The sequence below is a fragment of the Acinetobacter sp. 797_lipA genome (genome assembly GCF_058243025.1).
In genome coordinates this window covers 1,321,431-1,337,158 of the sequence record NZ_JBZAYQ010000001.1, presented here as the reverse complement: position 1 = coordinate 1,337,158, position 15,728 = coordinate 1,321,431, and the positions used below count along the sequence as shown (strand labels likewise).

Sequence of the window (15,728 nt, the reverse complement as noted above, 5' to 3'; positions counted from 1 at the left end):
ATTAGTTCTCAATTTTATCTTGTAGAATTTGTTCCGTCGTTTTCCCGAAACGACGTTCACGCCCACCAAATACAGCCAAGGCGTCATCAAACTCTTCTACACTGAACTCTGGCCAAAGAGTTGGAGTGAAGTAAAGCTCTGCATAAGCTGCTTGCCACAACATAAAGTTCGATAAACGAAAATCCCCACCTGTACGAATCAATAGATCCACAGCCGGTAAATCACTCAAACTTACGTATTGGCCAAAAATATGTTCATCAATTTGCTCAGGATCTAACGCTTGAGATTGAACAGCAAGCGCAATCTGCTTAGCCGCATGCGCCATATCCCACATCCCACCGTAACTAATTGCGATGGTCAAAGTCATTTTGTCGAAATTAGCAGTGTCTTGTTCAGCATGCAACATTAAGTCACGCAATTGCGGAGATAATTTAGAACGATCACCAATAAAACGTAAAGACATTTGATATTGATGCATACGAGGCAACTGTTCATGAATCGTGTCTTCCAACAGTTTCATGAGCAAATCAACTTCAGCTTGAGGGCGCTTCCAATTTTCACTCGAAAAAGCAAAAACGGTTAATGCTTGAATATTTCTTTTTCGACAATGCTCAACAATCGGGTCAAGGACATTTTTTCCTTCACGGTGACCATCGCCCTTTTGCATTGCATTTTTTTTGGCAAAACGATTGTTGCCATCCATGATGATGGCAACATGTTTTGGAAGAGTAAGCTTATCTTCTGAATCGGTCATTATACAAATTAGACCTTCAACAACTCAGCTTCTTTATTCGCAAGACGTTTGTCGATTTCAGCAACAAACTTATCTGTGATTTTTTGAATATCATCAGATGCACGACGTTCATCATCTTCAGAAATTTCTTTTTCTTTCAACAATGCTTTGATGTCGCCCAGTACATCACGGCGAATATTACGTACTGCAACTTTTGCATTTTCAGCTTCGTTACGCGCAACTTTTTGCATGTCACGACGTGTTTCTTCCGTCAATGCAGCCATTGGAACACGAATCGCATCAGCCGTAATCGGGTTTAAACCCAAATCTGATTCACGAATCGCTTTATCAATTGCCGCAACCATCGTGCGCTCAAATGGCTGAATCAACAAGGTACGCGAGTCTTCAACACCCACGTTTGCCACTTGGTTTAATGGCACATCTGAGCCATAGTAAGGAACCATTACCCCGTTTAAGATAGATGGATGCGCACGTCCTGTACGAACCTTGGCAAAACCGTGTTCTAACGAGTCAAGTGACTTGTTCATACGGTCTTCTGCGTCTTTTTTAAGATCGTTAATCATGTGATCTTCCTTACTTAATTCGAAAAGATATAAATTCTAAAATAGCGTGTAGTATAAAGAGCTTTCGAGGTCACGTACATTAGTTCGTTACGTGAGTACCCTCTTTTTCACCCATAACCACTGAAAGCAATGAGCCTGCTTTATTCATGTCAAAGACTTGAAGCGGCACATTGTGGTCACGACACAAGCAAATCGCTGTTAAATCCATCACACCCAATTTCTCATCTAACACTTGGTCAAAAGTTAATGTGTCATATTTAACAGCATCATCATATTTGCTTGGGTCTTTGTTGTAGACACCATCAACTTTCGTTGCTTTTAGGATCAGGTTGGCTTCAATCTCGATACCACGTAAGCATGCTGCTGTATCTGTGGTAAAGAATGGGTTACCTGTACCTGCGACAAACACACAAACTTCACCTTGTGTTAGATGACGAATGGCATCACGGCTTGAGTATGATTCAACTACAGCACCAATTGGCAATGCTGACATCAAACGCGTTTTGATATTACGACGTACCAAAGCATCACGTAATGCTAGACCATTCATTACGGTTGCAAGCATACCCATTTGGTCACCCGTTACACGACCAACCAAACCATCTTTTTGCAATTGACTACCGCGATATAAGTTACCACCACCCACAACGATCCCGACTTGCACACCCAAACCCACTAAGTGCGCAATGGCCAAAGACATTTGATCAAGTACTTGAGCATCAATACCCATATCTTTATTTCCAGCCAATGCTTCGCCAGAAAGTTTCAGTAAGATGCGTTCAAAACGTGGTTTTTTAGAATCCAACATCGCAATAACTCCAATATCTAAATTTTAAAATTTTATTTGTGTCTTAATTCGATTTAATCGAAATCAACTGTGCATACAGATCATATTCATCTGCATCGGTAATTTCGACTTCTAACAAATCGCCTGATTTAATCTGGCTTTTATCAATATCTTCCACAAAGACATTGCCATCAATTTCAGGAGCATCTGCGTATGAACGTGCAATCGCAACTGGGAATTCCTCATCCAGCTCATCAACCAGCACCGTCATTTTCTGACCAACACGCTTTTGAAGTTTTGCAGCAGAAATCGTCTGTTGCACCTCCATAAAGCGTTCATAACGCTGTTGCTTAATCTCTTCAGGCACGTGATTTGGCAAGTCGTTTGCTGTCGCACCTTCAACAGGTGAATAGGTGAAGCAGCCTACGCGATCAAGTTGTGCTTCTTTCAACCACTCAAGCAAGATCTCAAAATCTTCTTCAGTTTCGCCTGGGAAACCCACAACGAAGGTTGAACGAATCACTAAGTCAGGACATTTTTCACGCCACAGCTTTAAACGCTCAAGTGTATTTTCACTATGTGCAGGTCGTTTCATTAATTTTAAAACTTTTGGACTTGCATGTTGGAATGGAATATCCAAATAAGGCAAAATTTTGCCTTGTGCCATCAAGTCAATCACTGCATCCACATGTGGATATGGATAGACATAGTGCAAACGCACCCAAATACCCAGTTGACCTAAGGCCTCACACATGTCATAGAACTTCGTCTTAACAGGTTGACCATTCCAAAAATCTAATTTGTATTTGGTATCGAGGCCGTAAGCAGAAGTATCTTGGGAGATAACGAGTACTTCTTTTACACCGGCACGTTTAAGCGCAGCCGCTTCTTCTAAAACAGAACCGACTGGGCGAGACACTAAGTCACCACGCATACTTGGAATAATGCAGAAGGTACAACGATGGTTGCACCCTTCTGAGATTTTTAAGTACGCATAATGCTTCGGCGTTAAACGAATCCCTTGTTCTGGAACAAGGTCAATAAATGGGTTGTGTTTTGGTGGCTCAGGCACGTATTGGTGCACAGCTTCCATCACTTCTTGATATGCAGCCGCCCCTGTCACTTTTAAGACATTTGGGTGCATTTGGCGAATTTTGTCTTCGTCTTTACCTAGGCAGCCCGTAACGATTACACGACCGTTCGCACTCATGGCTTCGCCAATGGCATCTAAAGACTCTTGCACTGCAGATTCAATAAAACCACAGGTATTTACAACAACTAAATCCGCACCATCATAATCTGATGCTACATCATAACCTTCAGTCTTCAACTGAGTTAAAATTCGTTCGGAATCAACCAATGCCTTAGGACAACCTAAAGAAACAAAACCGACTTTGGGGGATTTCATGAATCTGCGCTCCACTAGAATGCGCGTATTGTATGTCTTTTCTGTTTATAAAAACAGATCGATTCCACACTCTTTGTTTAATGCACCAAAATAAAACCAACACTGTAGTAGAATTAATATAACGCACCATTTTAAGTCACTTTCAGTTTACTTGATTTTTAGAATCCGCTATATCTTTAGCTAATCGTTCATTTACAGCGCATTCCGCAAAAAAAGTGTGCTCATTTCACTATACAAAATCAAAGTTGGCGTGCATTTTGCTTTATTTGCATCAATTCAGTCCGCTATTTGGAACGGTTAATGCTTTATCAAGATGCCATTGCGCTATTTTAATACAGGATACATTCGCTAATGGATCACCCTATTTCTATCGACTATCGCCTTTTAGTGGACAATTTGACCACTGCGATTCTATTGGTCGACAGTAAATTAAATATTTTTTACTTAAATTCCTCTTGCGAAGCATTATTTGATATCAGTCTTTTACGTGCCTCTGGCCAACCTGCGCTTAATTTACTCCATGCACCCAATGATGAGTTCAATACAGAAGAAGCACTTCTCAATACTTTAAACTCGGGACAACACTACACCCGTCGTGAAGCCATTATAAAGGTCAACTTTAAAGATATTCATGTTGACTATACCGTGTCACAGCTAAATTCAAATAAACCCTACCATCCTTTGCTTTTAATTGAGATCAATCCGATTGATCGGATGCTCAAAATTTCCAAGGAAGAAAACTTCTTACAACAACATCAGGTTGCACGCCAACTGATTCGTGGTGTTGCACATGAAATTAAAAATCCGTTGGGCGGAATTCGCGGCGCTACACAACTGTTAGCGCGTAGCCTCAATGATCCGCAATATAGCGAGTTCACCGACATTATTATCAGTGAAGTCGATCGCTTACGTAATTTAGCAGACACCATGCTTGGTTCTCGTCAGCTCCCAAGTTATGAGTTGGTCAATGTACATGAACCTTTAGAGCGTGTCCGCTCACTCATTACCAATCAAACCAAAAAGAAAATTAAGATCACCCGTGATTATGATTTGTCGTTACCTGAAGTGATGGCTGATCGTGATCAACTGATCCAAGTCATGTTGAACATTAGCGTTAATGCAGTGCAAGCCATGACTGAAAATAAAGAGTTCTTTGTCGACCATCAACCTGAGCTAATGTTACGTACCCGTATTCAACGTTTAGTGACCATTAATGGTGTCCTGCAACGCTCCGTAGTGCGGATTGATATCGAAGACAATGGTCCAGGCGTTCCAGAAGAAATTTTAGAATCTGTGTTTTACCCGCTGGTCACGGGTCGTGCTAAAGGCACAGGACTAGGTTTAAGTATTGCGCAAAATATTATGCATCAACATAACGGAATGATTGAATGCCAATCTGTTCCCGGAAAAACAACTTTTAGCTTATATATACCTTGGGAGTTAAACCATGTCGCGAAATAAAATATGGGTAATTGATGACGATCGCGCCATGCGCTGGGTGCTGGAAAAAACATTCAAAGAAGAAGGTTTCGACGTCACAAGTTTTGAAGAAGCTCAATCTGCTTTAGACCAGCTCAGTTTAGATGCACCCGATGTGATCTTGACCGATATTCGTATGCCCGGCATAGATGGCTTAACTTTTTTAGCGAAAGTTAAAGCCAACTATCCTGATCTACCTGTCATTATCATGACGGCTCACTCTGACCTAGAGTCTGCTGTTTCAAGTTATCAAACAGGCGCATTTGAGTATTTACCCAAGCCTTTTGATATTGATGAAGCCTTAGCTTTAGTGAATCGTGCGATTTTGCACATCACCAAAATGCAGCAGCAAGAATCGGCAAAAACGGTACCACCGATTCAATCGACCGAAATCATTGGCGAGTCTCCTGCTATGCAGGAAGTCTTCCGCGCGATTGGTCGTTTGTCTCAATCGCACATTACAGTGTTAATTAATGGTGAATCTGGCACAGGTAAAGAGTTGGTTGCGCATGCTTTACACCGCCACTCACCACGGAGCAGTAAACCTTTTATTGCACTCAACATGGCCGCAATTCCCAAAGACCTGATTGAAACAGAGCTTTTTGGTCATGAGAAAGGTGCCTTTACAGGGGCAAATACCCAACGCCAAGGTCGCTTTGAACAAGCCAATGGCGGAACACTGTTTTTAGACGAAATTGGCGATATGCCGTTTGAAACCCAAACACGTTTACTGCGTGTGCTTGCTGATGGCGAGTTCTATCGCGTCGGTGGGCATATCCCAGTAAAAGTAGATGTACGTATTGTCGCGGCAACGCACCAAGACTTAGAAAAATTAGTACATGATGGTCGCTTCCGTGAAGACTTATACCACCGTCTGAACGTGATTCGCATTCACATTCCAAAACTGGCGCATCGTAGCGAAGACATCCCAATGTTAGCGCAACACTTCTTGGCACGTGCAGGCAAAGAATTAGGCGTCAGCCCTAAAATCCTTCGCCCTGAAACGCAAGAATATATGCAACAGCTGCCTTGGCAAGGAAACGTACGTCAACTTGAGAACACCTGCCGCTGGTTAACGGTCATGATTACAGGACGCGAAGTTTATCCTGAAGACTTACCATCAGAGCTGAAGCAAATTCCAATTACCCGCTCAGGTGAAGATGCGCAAGCCGCGCAAAACTTAGATCGCATTGCAGTCCACCATTGGGACGAGTTATTAGGTCAATGGGCTGTGCAAAAGCTGAAAAATGGCGAGATGAAAATTCTCGATATCGCAACCCCAATGTTCGAACGTACATTGATCATTGCTGCGCTGCAACAAACCCGTGGCCGTAAACGGCATGCGGCTGAGTTACTCGGTTGGGGGCGCAACACCCTTACGCGTAAACTCAAAGAGCTAGGTATGGATACCGCAGATGATGAAAGTGAAGAAGAAGCTTTAGAAAACTAAGGCAGATTCAAATAAAAGCGCCGCAATGGCGCTTTTATTTATTAAGCTGTAAAGCCTAAATAGCGTGAATAGCCTTCAACACCAAGTGGTGCTTTTAACATGATAAATTTTGGGTAACTGGCTTGAGTTAACTCTTCAAACATAATGACTTGATCATCATGTGCGTGGAGATCATCAACACTGCGCTGCATAGTCGCTTCAAATTCATCTGTGATATATTCAAAGCCAATGTCCATCGCAATAAATAAGGTATGTTCACAAGGCTGAACGTATTGTTCATGAGACCAATCAATTACCTGTTGTTGGCAGTGTGGGCACGCTACGGGATCTGTCGCTTCACAGTCTAGTGGGATCAATTGATAAGTCATAATTTAGTTTTTAAACAAAGATGCTGCGAAGTTTAGCATAGGATAAAGTACCTAGAATAATCATGTCGACTTTAGAAAAAGCCATTGCACTGGCTGCAACCCAACATGCAGGGCAACTCGATAAGGGCGGACAACCTTACATCTTGCATCCATTACGCCTCATGTTGCAATTTTCCAATCCCACCCTACAAATCATTGCCGTGTTGCATGACATTTTGGAAGACACCGCAACGACTGCTGAAGACTTAAAAGCGCTTTGCTTTAGTGCCGAGATCATTCAATCCATACAAGCACTGACCAAACAAACAGGTGAATCACGTTTGGAAGCGGCTAAGCGCACTGCATTAAACCCTCTTGCAACCCAAGTGAAATATGTTGATGTACTCGATAATATGAACCTTACGCGCATAAACAATCCAACAGCACACGACTTTGCACGACTTGAAGAATATAAAGTGGTGCTTGAAATACTCAAACAAGCGAAAACTCAGTGAAACCCTTAAAATAACTAAGTATTTTCAATTAAATCTCTACAATTTCAAAATTGACAAAATGCAACGATCACTTTTTAATTAAGCCTATCGTTGCACAAATGGACATCGTGAATGTTAAGCGATTTAGATGATTTTTATTGTTTTGCTCAAGTGGTTGAACATGGTGGTTTTAGCGCAGCCGAACGCGCAACAGATATTCCCAAATCCAAGCTCAGTCGACGCGTGTATAACCTCGAAGAGCGCTTGGGTGTACGCCTGATTCAACGCAGCTCTCGCCATTTCGCAGTGACCGATATTGGTATGAATATTTACCGTCATGCGCAAGTGATGATGAATGCTGCACAAGCCGCACACGACTTGGTCGATCATCTCAGTTTACAACCTCGTGGTGTAATTAAACTCAGCCTACCTGTATCAATTGCACAAAACGAAATTGCACGCATTTTACCAAGCTTCTTAAAAACCTATCCCGAAATTAAAGTACAAATGATGGTGACCAATCGCCGTGTGGATATTATCAACGAAGGTTTCGATATCGCGCTGCGGGTTCGCTCCAATCTAGACGATGATCCAAGTTTGGTGATTCGTAAATTTGAAAATATCGAGCAGCATTTATTTGCCAGCCAAGCCTACTTGAATGAATTTGGCGAACTGAAACAACCTGAAGATTTAAGTCAACATCATATACTGAGTATGGTTGATGAGCATTTAGATCAACATATCATCGTGCATAATGATGCACAGCAACAAAAAAAAATACGCGTCAACCCTGTGGTGATGGGCTCTGATTTGAGCATGTTGGCTCAACTGGTGCGTAAAAACTGCGGCATTGCCCTACTTCCAGACAGCATCGTACAAGATATGGTGAAAATTGGTGAGCTGGTTCGTGTCCTGCCCGTCTGGAAAGCACCACACGGTATTTTTCATGCTGTGTATCCTTCACGTCGTGGTTTATTGCCTGCTGTCCGTGTGTTTATTGACTATTTAATTGAACACCTTAGCTCAAATAAATCACTTTAAACCCTACATATGCTCAATGACACTGAGCCAATCCATGAGACAAAAAAAAGAGCTTAACCGAGGTGGATAAGCTCATGAACTTACAAAATAAGAAACTACAGCGAGTATCTTAGAAACAATTTTAGTGTCAAAATGAAGTCTAGACCAATAGCTTACATGTATAAGTTTTAATCAAAAAATAGAAAAAATGCGATAAATAAAGGGGTTCAGAAATATCAGTGATTGCTTTTAAGACTTAATTTAGCTTTTAGGCCACAAAGCTAGACCAAAGTCTAAAATTTAATCAACGACAAAACATCAACTTAAATTTCTGGATAACTGCCCGTACCTTCAGGCCAAGGTGATAGTAACTCAAAACCGGTTTCAGTCACGAGTACCATATGCTCCCACTGCGCAGTTAAAGACTTATCTGCAGTCACGACTGTCCAACCGTCCTTGAGCTCTTTGACATGTGCTTTGCCCATATTAATCATCGGTTCAATCGTGAACACCATGCCCGCTTTAAGCTGCATCCCCTTACCTGGTTGACCATAGTGCAATACGCTTGGCTGTTCGTGATAAACCTTGCCTATACCATGACCACAATACTCGCGTACCACACTATAACCTTCACGGTGCGCAACTGTCTGGATGGCATAACCAATATCACCAAGCGTTGCACCTTGTTTCACAGCATGAATACCTGCAACCATCGCCTCATAAGTCGTATCGACTAGCTTTTTGGCTTCCGGTTTCACTGTACCGACATAGTACATACGACTGGTATCACCAAAGTAGCCATCTTTAATAATCGCCACATCAATATTAATAATATCGCCATCTTTGAGTACAACATTCGGCGATGGAATACCGTGACAGACCACTTCATTTGGAGAAATACAGGTAGTTTTAGTATAGCCATGATAACCAATATTGGCAGGCGTCACTTTTAAGGTATTTACAATGAAGTCATGACAGATATCATCCAGATATTCAGTCGTGACACCTGGCTTTACATGCTCACCAATCATCGCTAAAACTTCGGCAGCCAAACGACCAGATATACGAAGTTTTTCTACATCTTGTTCAGTTTTTATGCTCACATTTAAGCCACGCATTGAAATATCCTCAATTATGAAGTCGCAAGTATAGACCTTTTCTCAATATTTTTGTTCAAACTTAAATCTTAGGGTAGCCTCCAACAACCAACCTTTAAAAAATTTGTGTAATTTTAAAGCATTTGCACTACGACTTTTAATTTAAGAAAAACAGTGCCTCAAGCTTTTAATATTTATAATTTTTGTATTTTAAAATGGATAATCAATCACATATATCAACCTATTTTTTACAAGTTGATATATTCACTTTTCATCTTATAAAAAAATTTAATACCACCCATGAAATAAATTAGCCAAAAAAACACATATGCACTAAAATCGTCCCCCTTTGTTCAACTCGATCTCCCTTTTATGACAAGTCTGCGTACTCGGGATATTGTTGCTTTGGGTTTTATGACTTTCGCACTCTTCATTGGTGCGGGCAACATTATCTTTCCACCGATTGTGGCTCAACAAGCGGGTGAGCATGTATGGCTAGCAGCTTTTGGTTTCTTAATCACTGCTGTAGGCTTACCTGTAATCACCATTATTGCGCTGTCACGTGTCGAAGGTTCGATTCAAATTTTAAGTTCACCTTTGGGTAAAATAGCCAGTCTCATTTTAACCATTACGTGTTACCTAACTGTCGGACCACTCTTTGCGACACCACGTACTGCAACCGTTTCTTATGAAATTGGTTTTTCATCTTATCTTGGAACATCAAGCAGCAGCTTGCTGATCTACAGTGCAATCTACTTTAGTGTAGTCACCCTCATTTCACTGTATCCAAACAAGATTTTAGACACGGTTGGCTATGTACTCTCACCACTAAAGATTTTATCTTTGACTATCCTTGGCATTGCGGCGATGATGATTCCAACGGGTTTCGTTCCGCCAGCCATCAACAATTATATCGACAGCCCTGTTTCTGAAGGTTTTGTAAATGGTTATTTAACCATGGACACTTTAGGTGCTTTGGTTTTTGGTATTGTGATTATTCAAGCCATTCGTTCACGCGGTGTAAGCAATCCTAAACTGATTACACGTTATGCGGTTATTGCGAGTATCATTTCTGGTATTGGTTTAACTGTAGTTTATCTCAGCTTATTTAAACTTGGCCTTGGAAGCCATGAAGTCGCAGCAAATGCGAGCAATGGTGCAGTGATCCTGCATGCATATGTTCAACATGCATTTGGTGACTTAGGTTCTATCTTCCTTTCTGCCATGATTTTTATTGCGTGTATGGTCACTGCCATTGGCCTGACCTGTGCTTGTGCTGAATATTTTAGTTCAATCACTAAAATTGGCTATAAAGTTTGGGTCTTCATTCTGATTGGTTTCTCTTTCATTATTTCAAACTTAGGTTTAACCAAACTCATCGCCTTTTCTGTGCCTGTTTTAAGTGCAATTTATCCACCTGCAATTGTGGTGATTATGCTGAGCTTTGGCTGGAAATTCTTTAATCATCCTCGCCGAGTGATTGCACCTGTTACAGCAGTGTCTTTGGTCTTTGGTATTCTAGACGGTTTAAAAGTTGCAAACTTTGAACTGCCTTATGCGCTGACTCACTTACCTCTTGCAGAACAAAACCTTGCATGGCTTATTCCATCATTAGTGGTTTTTGTAATTGCCATTGTAATCGACAAAGTGAAAAAGTAAGCAAAAACTGATGTTGTTAAAGTCTGGTTTTACCCAAACCTGATTTTAAGCATGATCAATATTTGTCACATTTTATCCAAATGGACACATATTGTTTCATTTCTTTCTACATCAGGTTTTGTACATACTGACACATTTTATATACACCGCTAAAGTCGTATATCAACACCTTCATATCTCTTATAAATTTAATATTAGAAAATAAAAAATTCTTTAAAGCCTGTCCTAGCAAGCCATTCATGGCATCAATATTGCTTTATACAATCTATGTATAAGCTTACATGCATCATTTATTTGTCCTCTTATACCGTAACGAAATACTATTTATTCACTAAAAAAATGCTACATACATATTTTCTGATTGGTATAGCATAATTTCTCTGAAAAATAGTTGTTTTTGCTCTTGATCAACGCAAGTTTTAGCAGTACAACATTAAGAACTAATCCGACTAAACACATTGGTTTTTAGTCAAAAACTCAAGGAGGGATGGAGATGTTATCATTACATTTCAACAAGCAAGTCTTCATTAACGCTCTGAAGGCAAACAAGAATATGGTGACGTATTTAAGTACCACCATTGCCCTGATGGTCATTATGATCATGCATGGCTTAATTCAAGGTAACCTTAAAGCTGAATATTTTGCTTACGCTATCGTCGTATCATTTGCCTTTTATTTATGGGCAGTCGTCGATCAAAAATTCCGAAAGGCCACACAGTCAATTGACTAGCAAACAGGTGGATGATTAATCATCCACCTTTGTAAAAGTATAAAAATTAAAAAAACTATAAGAACAACTTAAAATAAACCTAAAAACATTCCCCACAACAAACCCAACGTCGCCACAATTTCCCCCACAACCAATGCCATCATTGCCATCAACATGATTGATTTGGGTAAAGTCCATTTGCCTAAAACATGCGGACTACGAAATTGGTTATTGGTGTCTTGCAATACCCCATGCACAATATAGCTCAGTATAGAGAAGCTAAAAAAGAATAAATTGATTCCCACAAACAGCATATTCACAGGTTCAGGCCAGACTGAAATTGCGGCCATTACCGCAATAATTAAACTTGCAGGTGCATATAACAAACTGCTTCGGTGTGCGATATCAACATAATAATGCGCACGAAACTGTGGTGAATGGCGAATTTGCGCATATTTCCATACCCCTGTCAGCATCCCAACAAACAGAAAAATCCCACTAAACAAAAGTGCAAATTTTACCGACATATCTAATTCAACAAACTGCATGTGTTTTCCTTTTTTATTTTCACCCTATTCTATACAGATCTACTTGACTTCAAAGTCATAGATTAGACAAGTTTCTTTTTGGAACTTAGGTAGAGTAGAAAAAAATTCTATGCTTAACCGATTATGCAAAATTACGAAACTTTAGCTATTACCTGCTCTGACCATTATTCACTCAGTGGACGCTTTTATGCAGCCCAAGGTACACAACAAGCCCTACCTGTTTTAATCTGCCCTGCCACAGGTATTACCCAGCAGTTTTACCACCATTTTGCATCATGGCTTGCAGAACAAGGCTATGCCGTTTTGGTTTTTGACTTTCGCGGTATTGGTGAGTCTCTGCATGAACCACTGAAAAAGTCGAAAGCCAGTATCGTGCAATGGGGGCAATTAGATATCCCAGCGGCGATGGAGGTATTATTGAATAAGACCCAAGCGAAACAAGTGATTTTGCTAGGTCATAGTGCAGGCGGGCAACTGTTAGGTATTAACCCAAACTATGAAAAAGTCGCAAAAGTCGTTGCTGTTGCAGGCTCAACCGGACACGTAAAAGATTTGAAAGGTCGTACCAAACTCTTGGCTCCTGTGATGTTTAAACTGATCTTTCCTATTGCACGTTATACCTTAGGTTACGGACCGACCAATGCGATTGGCATGGGCGAAAACCTACCCAAAGATGTAGCACGTGATTGGGCACAGTTTTGCAGCAAACCGGGTTATGTAATTAATGCCCTAGGCAAAACAGTACAAGATGACTTCCACCGTGATATTCGCTGTCCAATCACAGCCATTTGGGCATCGGATGATGAAATTGCCACGCAAGTGAATGTCAAAGGCCTACTCAGCCTTTACCCAAATGCACAAACAGATCAAATTGAACTCAAACCACAGGCATATGGCCACAAAGCCATTGGTCATATGGCAATGTTTAAGCGTTCCCATCAAAACTTATGGCCTGAAATTGCAGCACAGCTTTCATCTTAAGGCGGCACATATCAAGCCAAGCCTGTCGCCAGTTCAAGCAGCACTTACTTGACTGGCTTTATTTTCACCGCAAAATTGTAGCTTTCAGATAAAAACCAACGCTATTGATAAATTTAATTTCATTAATCGATAAATAAATATTATATTTCCACCACGAATTTTTATTAAGTCATAGTTCATGTGATGTCTATCGCATGTGCTAGAGATGGATGAATCATGTCTGCACAACAGCAACCCCAGCTTAAGCATGGGCTGAGCAACCGCCATATTCAGCTGATTGCTTTAGGCGGCTCTATTGGTACAGGCCTATTTTTAGGCATTTCGCAAACCATTAAACTGGCGGGCCCTTCTGTTATTTTAGGCTACGCACTGGCGGGCTTAATTGCATTTTTCATGATACGCCAGTTGGGTGAAATGGTGGTTGAAGAACCAGTAAGTGGCTCTTTTAGTTATTTTGCCTATAAGTTTTGGAGCCCTTTTGCGGGCTTTATGTCGGGTTGGAACTATTGGGTACTCAATATCTTGGTCTGCATGGCGGAACTAAGTGCCATAGGCCTCTATGTCCAGTATTGGTGGCCTGAAATTCCCACATGGATTTCAGCACTTGGTTTCTTTGTACTGATCAATGCCATCAATCTGTTACATGTCAAAGTCTTTGGTGAAACAGAATTTTTATTCTCCATGATTAAAATTCTCGCAATCATTGGCATGATTGGATATGGCGCTTGGTTACTGGCAAGTGGTCACGGTGGTGCACATGCCTCTATTTCCAACCTCTGGGCTCTAGGCGGTTTCTTTCCCAATGGCATTTCTGGCTTAATCATGGCGATGGCCATCATTATGTTTTCCTTTGGCGGTATTGAACTCGTTGGTATAGCAGCTGCGGAAACTAAAAATCCGACCACAACTATTCCTAAAGCAGTCAATCAAATTGTCTACCGTGTGTTACTGTTTTATGTGCTTACGATCATCGTTCTGCTCTCATTGTTTCCATGGAATCAAATCGCAGAAGGCGGTAGTCCTTTTGTTTTGATATTTGACTCCTTAGGTAGTCAAGGCGTTGCAACTGTACTGAATTTTGTGGTCTTAACCGCAGCTATATCGGTGTATAACGGTACCAGCTATGGCACGAGTCGTATGCTGCTAGGTCTGGCAGAACAAGGCAATGCTCCACAATTTTTAAAGAAAATTAACCAGCGTGGCATCCCTTATGCAGCCATTTTATGCTCTGCATTGGTGACCTTACTGTGCGTCGTCTTGAATTATATCTTCCCAGAAAAAGCCTTTAAACTACTGATGAGTCTTGTAGTTTCAGCCATTGTGATTAACTGGATGATGTTGGCGTTGACCCATTTAAAATTCAAGCAACGTATGCTGGCATTGCAAAAATCAACCTTGTTTCCAACTTTGATTTACCCTATCAGCAACTATATCTGTATTGTATTTATGCTTGGTATTTTAGTGGTGATGTGGCTCACACCTGATATGCGAATTGCAGTGATGCTGATTCCACTTTGGATTGGCTGCTTAACCCTAACTTATTGGTTTAAACAAAGATCAAAAACGCAAAAAATACAATAATAAGTCAGCAAACAGCGCCGTTAAAAGGCACCCTTCCCTTTAAAGACGCTGTTTGCAAATCAAAGTCAATTTCCCAAATGACTTTGATTGAATCACTTTATTGTAGTCATGACCGATGCAGAGTGTTTCTCTTTTATTTGCTTATTTTGAGTATTTATTGAGAAATATTTTCACATAAAATAGTTTATAAAGAAAATTATACGAAGGAATACGTTATGAATGATGCTCACTACGTTTTAGATAAAATTGACCGCCGTATTTTGTCTGAACTTCGCCAAGACGGCCGTCTGACCGTTACCCAGTTGGCGGAGAAAGTTGGGCTCTCGTCTTCTCCGTGCTGGACACGTGTAAAACGCCTAGAAAATCTCAACATCATTGAAGGCTATACAGCAAAGATTAATTCAAAAGCCATTGGGATTAATGAGCTGTTTTTTATTGAAATTACGCTTGAACGCCATGATGATGAAATCTTAGAACAATTTAGTGAAGCACTGGCTTACATGCCTGAAGTGGTTGAAGCGCATTTAGTAACTGGCGATTACGACTACTTACTCAAAGTCGCAGTGAAAAATGCGGAACACTATGAACGCTTTTTGCGTAAAAACTTATACTCAATGAAAGGTGTACGACATACACGCTCCATTTTTGCCTTACGCCCTTTGAAGCTCGAAAATAAATCAGACCTCATTATGATTGAGTGATTGCTGCAACTATTGTGTAAATGTGGTTTAATACTCTCAGTATGAGATGAGCCTCTTACAGTATGTGCCTTAGATGTGCATACGACTAGCCCCTAACCATGGGGCTTTTTAATGCCTATAAGTTTTAGAATACTGATATTTTAGATAGTG

The 15,728-nt window shown here is 40.8% G+C and carries 16 protein-coding genes; 9 read left to right on the top strand and 7 right to left on the bottom strand.

Features of this window, described 5'->3' with window-relative positions; genetic code table 11:
* Nucleotide 1 precedes the first annotated feature (1 nt).
* The 4 genes from uppS to rimO all read right to left on the bottom strand — a co-directional run bounded on the left by uppS (nucleotide 2) and on the right by rimO (nucleotide 3,512).
* Nucleotides 2–754: a polyprenyl diphosphate synthase gene (gene uppS / locus AC4CU2_RS06460; RefSeq protein ID WP_004696563.1), complete on the bottom strand. Its 753-nt coding sequence runs from the start codon at nucleotides 752–754 to the stop codon at nucleotides 2–4.
* Nucleotides 755–762: 8 nt separating this feature from the next.
* Nucleotides 763–1,317 (bottom strand): ribosome recycling factor, encoded by a 555-nt coding sequence (frr, locus tag AC4CU2_RS06455; protein ID WP_004981941.1) that lies wholly within the window; start codon nucleotides 1,315–1,317, stop codon nucleotides 763–765.
* A 79-nt stretch (nucleotides 1,318–1,396) separates the two neighbouring features.
* Complete coding sequence (gene pyrH / locus AC4CU2_RS06450; protein WP_004696558.1) at nucleotides 1,397–2,125, bottom strand: UMP kinase; 729 nt, start codon at nucleotides 2,123–2,125, stop codon at nucleotides 1,397–1,399.
* 43 nt (nucleotides 2,126–2,168) lie between these two features.
* Nucleotides 2,169–3,512, bottom strand: coding sequence for a 30S ribosomal protein S12 methylthiotransferase RimO (gene rimO / locus AC4CU2_RS06445; RefSeq protein ID WP_490768473.1), 1,344 nt, complete (start codon nucleotides 3,510–3,512; stop codon nucleotides 2,169–2,171).
* A 351-nt stretch (nucleotides 3,513–3,863) separates the two neighbouring features.
* On the opposite strand from rimO, the gene glnL reads away from it, so the two are divergent.
* Both glnL and glnG read left to right on the top strand, forming a co-directional pair.
* Nucleotides 3,864–4,973 carry a nitrogen regulation protein NR(II) gene (gene glnL, locus AC4CU2_RS06440; protein WP_004696555.1) on the top strand — a complete coding sequence of 370 codons (1,110 nt, stop codon included), beginning with the start codon at nucleotides 3,864–3,866 and terminating at the stop codon, nucleotides 4,971–4,973.
* Nucleotides 4,960–6,441: a nitrogen regulation protein NR(I) gene (gene glnG, locus AC4CU2_RS06435; RefSeq protein ID WP_004696552.1), complete on the top strand. Its 1,482-nt coding sequence runs from the start codon at nucleotides 4,960–4,962 to the stop codon at nucleotides 6,439–6,441. Before glnL ends, glnG begins: the two co-directional genes overlap by 14 nt.
* A 41-nt stretch (nucleotides 6,442–6,482) precedes the next feature.
* On the opposite strand, the gene AC4CU2_RS06430 is transcribed toward glnG, so the two are convergent.
* A complete protein-coding gene (locus AC4CU2_RS06430) occupies nucleotides 6,483–6,809 on the bottom strand; it encodes a hypothetical protein (protein ID WP_058951729.1) in 327 nt (108 codons plus the stop codon).
* A gap of 62 nt (nucleotides 6,810–6,871) precedes the next feature.
* On the opposite strand from AC4CU2_RS06430, the gene AC4CU2_RS06425 reads away from it, so the two are divergent.
* Both AC4CU2_RS06425 and AC4CU2_RS06420 read left to right on the top strand, forming a co-directional pair.
* Nucleotides 6,872–7,303 (top strand): phosphohydrolase, encoded by a 432-nt coding sequence (locus tag AC4CU2_RS06425; RefSeq protein ID WP_490768472.1) that lies wholly within the window; start codon nucleotides 6,872–6,874, stop codon nucleotides 7,301–7,303.
* Between the two features lie 111 nt (nucleotides 7,304–7,414).
* On the top strand, nucleotides 7,415–8,323 hold the full coding sequence (locus AC4CU2_RS06420) for a LysR family transcriptional regulator (RefSeq protein ID WP_490768471.1): 909 nt from the start codon (nucleotides 7,415–7,417) through the stop codon (nucleotides 8,321–8,323).
* A 302-nt stretch (nucleotides 8,324–8,625) separates the two neighbouring features.
* On the opposite strand, the gene map is transcribed toward AC4CU2_RS06420, so the two are convergent.
* Nucleotides 8,626–9,420, bottom strand: a complete 795-nt coding sequence (gene map, locus AC4CU2_RS06415) for a type I methionyl aminopeptidase (RefSeq protein ID WP_005400725.1) — start codon at nucleotides 9,418–9,420, stop codon at nucleotides 8,626–8,628.
* Nucleotides 9,421–9,771: 351 nt separating this feature from the next.
* On the opposite strand from map, the gene brnQ reads away from it, so the two are divergent.
* Together brnQ and AC4CU2_RS06405 are read left to right on the top strand one after the other, a co-directional pair.
* Complete coding sequence (brnQ, locus tag AC4CU2_RS06410; protein ID WP_279687394.1) at nucleotides 9,772–11,058, top strand: branched-chain amino acid transport system II carrier protein; 1,287 nt, start codon at nucleotides 9,772–9,774, stop codon at nucleotides 11,056–11,058.
* A gap of 493 nt (nucleotides 11,059–11,551) precedes the next feature.
* Complete coding sequence (locus AC4CU2_RS06405; protein WP_004696541.1) at nucleotides 11,552–11,788, top strand: hypothetical protein; 237 nt, start codon at nucleotides 11,552–11,554, stop codon at nucleotides 11,786–11,788.
* A gap of 68 nt (nucleotides 11,789–11,856) precedes the next feature.
* Here AC4CU2_RS06405 and AC4CU2_RS06400 read toward each other — a convergent pair whose 3' ends face one another.
* Nucleotides 11,857–12,315, bottom strand: a complete 459-nt coding sequence (locus AC4CU2_RS06400; RefSeq protein WP_078424894.1) for a hypothetical protein — start codon at nucleotides 12,313–12,315, stop codon at nucleotides 11,857–11,859.
* Nucleotides 12,316–12,438: 123 nt separating this feature from the next.
* Between AC4CU2_RS06400 and AC4CU2_RS06395 the strand changes: the two genes are divergently transcribed.
* From AC4CU2_RS06395 to AC4CU2_RS06385, 3 genes are all read left to right on the top strand, one after another.
* Nucleotides 12,439–13,296, top strand: a complete 858-nt coding sequence (locus AC4CU2_RS06395; RefSeq protein ID WP_490768470.1) for an alpha/beta hydrolase family protein — start codon at nucleotides 12,439–12,441, stop codon at nucleotides 13,294–13,296.
* Between the two features lie 216 nt (nucleotides 13,297–13,512).
* A complete protein-coding gene (locus tag AC4CU2_RS06390) occupies nucleotides 13,513–14,877 on the top strand; it encodes an amino acid permease (protein ID WP_490768469.1) in 1,365 nt (454 codons plus the stop codon).
* Nucleotides 14,878–15,092: 215 nt separating this feature from the next.
* The gene (locus AC4CU2_RS06385; RefSeq protein ID WP_004696532.1) at nucleotides 15,093–15,578 is read left to right on the top strand and encodes an Lrp/AsnC family transcriptional regulator; all 486 of its coding nucleotides are present in this window, start codon (nucleotides 15,093–15,095) and stop codon (nucleotides 15,576–15,578) included.
* Nucleotides 15,579–15,728 lie beyond the last annotated feature (150 nt).